Genomic DNA, 518 nt, shown 5'->3' on the forward strand with positions numbered 1-518 from the left:
GCCGCCTCGGCCGCCTCCCGGTCCGCACCCGCCAGCCAGGACAGGTAGTCGCGGTACGGCGCGGGCACGGCGATCCCGGGCACGGGGTCCGCGACGCCGATCGCCCGCCGGTAGTGGGCGAACATCTGCGTGAACAGGACGGGCATCGACCAGCCGTCCAGCAGGATGTGGTGGTTGGTCAGGATCAGCCGGTGCCGGTCCTCGCCCAGCCGCACCAGCACCCACCGCAGCAGCGGAGGACGCCGGAGGTCGAAGGGGACGGCGCGTTCGTGTTCCGCTATGGCTCGCGCTTCGTCCTCCGGAGCGCCGAAGGACGACACGTCCACGGTGCGGAAGGGCATCGGCACCGGCCCGGGGACCACTTGCAGCCAGCGGCCGTCGGGGGTCTGGCGGAATCCGGCACGCAGGTTCGCGTGCTGGTCCAGCATGGCGCGCGCCGCTTCCCGGAGCCGGTCGGCATCGACAGGACCCGTCAGGTCGAGGGCGAGTTGGGAGGTGTAGACGTCGGTGCTCTCGTC

Annotated in this window: 1 protein-coding gene; it reads right to left on the reverse strand. The window is 72.2% G+C overall.

All coding sequences use genetic code 11. The annotated features are described in order from the left end of the window. A partial coding sequence (locus tag VT52_RS34890) for a condensation domain-containing protein (protein WP_240510043.1) occupies nucleotides 1–518 on the reverse strand: 518 nt, incomplete at both ends.

Source organism: Streptomyces malaysiense (assembly GCF_000980885.2).
GTDB lineage: Bacteria > Actinomycetota > Actinomycetes > Streptomycetales > Streptomycetaceae > Streptomyces > Streptomyces malaysiense.